The sequence below is a fragment of the Cupriavidus sp. UYPR2.512 genome (genome assembly GCF_000379565.1).
Classification (GTDB): Bacteria; Pseudomonadota; Gammaproteobacteria; order Burkholderiales; family Burkholderiaceae; genus Cupriavidus.
The window spans coordinates 1-3,498 of the sequence record NZ_KB902969.1 but is presented as its reverse complement, the minus strand read 5'-3'; the positions used below and the strand labels follow the sequence as shown (position 1 = coordinate 3,498).

Here is a 3,498-nt window from a genome sequence, read left to right as displayed (position 1 = left end):
TAGACATAATCAAACTTATGTCTAAAGTATTGACGATAAAGTTGTATGTATTGCGTATTACGTAGTAATATATGACAAGTTAAACGACGCTTTTTGCCGATGGCCGCCGCCGACCTCGATCTGACCGACGCCACCCTGCAGGCCGCGCTGGCCCACGACATTGCCGAACTGCGCAGCCGCTTTCCCGAAACCCGCGCGCTGTACCGCGAGGTCTGCGGCCTGCTGTTCTTCCGCTACGGGGTCACGCCTACCGCCAACAAGCTCTACAGCCTGGTGCGCAAGGGCAGCATGGGCACGCCCGCCGAGGTGCTGCAGTCGTTCTGGCAGGAGCTGCGGGGGCGCACGCGCGTGACCATCGACCATCCGGACCTGCCGGATGCGCTCAAGCAGATCGCCGCCGAGGCGGTGCAGACCATCTGGCAGTCGGCCAACGAGGCCGCGACGGCGGAACTCGCCACGCTGCGCGCGGAAGCCCGGCACGCCGCGAGCGAAGCGGAAGCCGAGCGGGATGCGGCGCGCGTGGAGACGGCCGCCGCGCGCGAGGACGCGGCGGCGATCGCGGCCCAGCTGGCGGAAGCGCGGCAGGCCCACGACACCGTGCAGGCGGACCTGGCCGCGGAGCGGCAGGCGCACGCCGCCACGCAGGCCCGACTCGAGGCGGGGCGGACGGAGCTGGAGACGGGCCGGCGCCAACTGGACGCGTTGCGGACCCAATTCTCGACGGAGCTGGAGCGGGCGCGCGAGGCGGTGACACTCGCGCAGGAACGCGCCGAAGCCAGCGAGCGGCGCAGCCTGCGCGAACTGGACCAGGAGCGCACCGCGCGCCAGAAGAGCGAGCGCACGGCCGAAGACCTGCGCGCCGAACTGGCGGCGGCGCGCAGCGAAGCGCGCGATGCGGCCGTGGCGCAGGCGGAGAGCCGCGCCAAGCTGGAAGCGCAGACCGCGGCGCTCACGGAGCGGCTTACCGAGCGGCTCGCGGCCGCCGAGGCGGCGCAACACAAGGCGGCGGGCGATCTTGATGCCATGCAGGCGGAGCTCGCCGCAGCGCAGCGCCGGGCCGAGCGGGCCGAAGCGGAAGCCGCGCTCGCGCGCCAGTTGCTGGCCACCTTGCGCGTCGCGCCGCGCGAACGCGAAGGGAGCCGGCGGCGCAAGGCCGGCAGTTCGGCGGCGACCGCGCTGGAAGAGCAGGGCGACGGTCAGGGAGAAGCTCAGCGGGATGAGCTAAGCGAAGAACAGGGCGACGAGCCGGGATCGGCGGCGCAACCCAACAATCAGGACGATGGCAACGACAGCAGTGACGGCAGCGATGACAGCAAAGACTGAGCGGGCGGACGCGATTCGCTGGATCCAGGCGCAGATGGGCGTAGGCGAGAAGCGAACGACACGCGAGAGACAAGGTCTCACCGTCCATGGAATTAGGAAGCGTCTGCACCTGCAGTGACTTCAATGAAGGAGAACGAATTGGCCCCAGAGCAAGTGGTTGAACCCCTTGTCCCGAGCAATGCGACGGACGGATTGGGTCAGAAGGAGCTTCCCCTCGCTGAGGCGATGCGCGACGCGGATCCCGTCATGGGTGAAGCCAGTGATGCATGCGCCGGTAGTGGCAGCGTTGACACTCAGACCCGACGCTTGGACTTCTGGTCGACAAGCCGGGATAGCGGCCCGACGGCGACCGTGTCATATCGGCGCCGGCGGCCTTACGCAGCCCCGGACGCTTCAACGGAAGACGTGGCACCGGAAGCATCGAGGGAAGCCGCCGCCTCGGAAGCGTTGACTGAATCTGACGCGCCAGAAGCGCCCATTGAAGCCATGCCCTCGGAAGCGACCACTGAAGCCGTGGCCGAAGCTCCGGTTGAAGTCCTGGCCACGGACGAACCGATGGAAGCTGCCGCACAGGATGAACTGACCGAAACGGCCGCCCCGGTAGCACCGCTTTACGTCCCTGCTCCGGAAGCAGCGCCTGAAGAGACGCGGGCCGCGAAGCGCGGTCGAAAGCCGAAAACCCGAGCCGAAGTTGCCGCTCCGGAAGTCACGACTCAAGCGACCCCAACCCGGAAGCGCGGGCCGAAGCAGATAACACTGCGTGGCGTGGAGGCTGCCCCGGAAGCGCCGACTCAGAAGACGCGAACCCGGAAGCCGCGACAGGAGCAAAAAGCGCCTACCGCAACCCAACGCCCGTCCCAATCCTCACTGCTCGCTCAACTGGCATCTGTCAATGCGCAACTTGAGCAGTGGCGAGCCACGGAAGTGCCAAAGGTCGTGGAGGAGATTCGGCAGTGGATGCAGGAGTATGACCTCAGCATTGAGGACATTGCGGGCAAGCCCAGTGTTGAGCCCGCTGCCCGCGCTGTTCCGAGCAAGACGAAGGCCGCGCCGCCTCCGAGGTACCGCAACCCGAAGACGGGCCAGACCTGGTCGGGGCGCGGTAGGGCTCCCGCGTGGATTGGCAAGAAGCCCGAGCGTTTCCTAATCGATCTCTTGTCCTGAACGACAGGTTGGCGGGCGCGGCCGGTCCGCCCCCATTCTGATTAGCAAACTCGGCAGGCCGGAAGTTCGGCGGCCACTGCGCAGGAAGCCCAAGGGGAAGAGCCGGGCAACGACCCGGGGGCAGCGCTGCCTAACAACCAGGACGAAGGCAACGACAGCAGTGACGGCAGCGATGACAGCAAAAACTGAGCGGGCGGACGCGATCCGCTGGATCCAGGCGCAGATGGACGACTACGGGCTCACCCTCGAAGAGCTCGACGCGGCGGGGTGCTTTGCGCCGCCGCCCCCACCCGAGCCACCTCCACCGCCCGCACCACCGGCGCCGGTGGTCTGCTACCGCAACGCGGAAGGGCTGACCTGGGACGGGCAGGGCGAGATGCCCTCGTGGCTCAAGGGGTGATCGTACCTTTCGTGTTAAATCTGGCGGTCTGGCCCCAAAAGCTATTGTGAATCAAGGGGTTGCAATCTCACCGGTCGTGCGAAAGGCGGGAAGGGGCATAGCCTTGCCGGAGGCGGTTCTCCGGTTGATCGCCGCCACTTTTTGCACGAAAGGTACGATCACCCCGATAACCATACAGAAAAGGAGGATCATGAGTGGGACAGCCATCGGGATCGACCAAGATACGTCCCTCTTCTACGAGGGCTCGCTGAGCCTGTACGGGCATGCCATCTGGCCATCGCCGCCCTTCGTCTCTCTTGCGGCTCATGTGGGTGCGCTTTCTGACTGGCCCCGTAATCGGAGCTTTGCGCGTCTCGAGGATGCACCGATGCTTTTCCGGGAAGACTCCTTTGATCCCGTTGCGCGTGTTCGTCGTGGACGGCTATATGTACGTCGTACTGCGGAGAACCCAGCGCCTTGGCACGTGCAGCGACACCCCGCCTATGCTGCGTCAGGGCAAAGTAATCTGTCACGCCAGAATGTTTGGCTCGTCGGCGGAATCTGTGGGTGAAAGCGGATGTGCGGCTAGCCGAGTGAAGCCCGATTCAGGTACTGATAGAGCTTGCGACAGG

3 protein-coding genes are annotated in these 3,498 nt (G+C 65.7%); all 3 read left to right on the top strand.

The genetic code is table 11. The annotated features are described in order from the left end of the window. Nucleotides 1-99 precede the first annotated feature (99 nt). The 3 genes from A3A5_RS0115505 (at nucleotide 100) to A3A5_RS0115495 (ending at nucleotide 2,887) form a co-directional block, all read left to right on the top strand. Entirely contained in the window at nucleotides 100-1,323 is a 1,224-nt protein-coding gene (locus A3A5_RS0115505) for a DNA-binding protein (RefSeq protein ID WP_018311473.1), read from the top strand. Between the two features lie 123 nt (nucleotides 1,324-1,446). Beyond that, nucleotides 1,447-2,487, top strand: coding sequence for an H-NS family nucleoid-associated regulatory protein (locus A3A5_RS0115500; protein ID WP_018311472.1), 1,041 nt, complete (start codon nucleotides 1,447-1,449; stop codon nucleotides 2,485-2,487). 172 nt (nucleotides 2,488-2,659) lie between these two features. Beyond that, nucleotides 2,660-2,887, top strand: a complete 228-nt coding sequence (locus A3A5_RS0115495) for an H-NS histone family protein (protein ID WP_018311471.1) — start codon at nucleotides 2,660-2,662, stop codon at nucleotides 2,885-2,887. Nucleotides 2,888-3,498: the final 611 nt, after the last annotated feature.

Coding starts and splice junctions, on each gene's coding strand:
- A3A5_RS0115505 (WP_018311473.1), top strand. CDS start 100: ATGGCCGCCGCCGACCTCGATCTGACCGACGCCACCCTGCAGGCCGCG.
- A3A5_RS0115500 (WP_018311472.1), top strand. CDS start 1,447: ATGAAGGAGAACGAATTGGCCCCAGAGCAAGTGGTTGAACCCCTTGTC.
- A3A5_RS0115495 (WP_018311471.1), top strand. CDS start 2,660: ATGACAGCAAAAACTGAGCGGGCGGACGCGATCCGCTGGATCCAGGCG.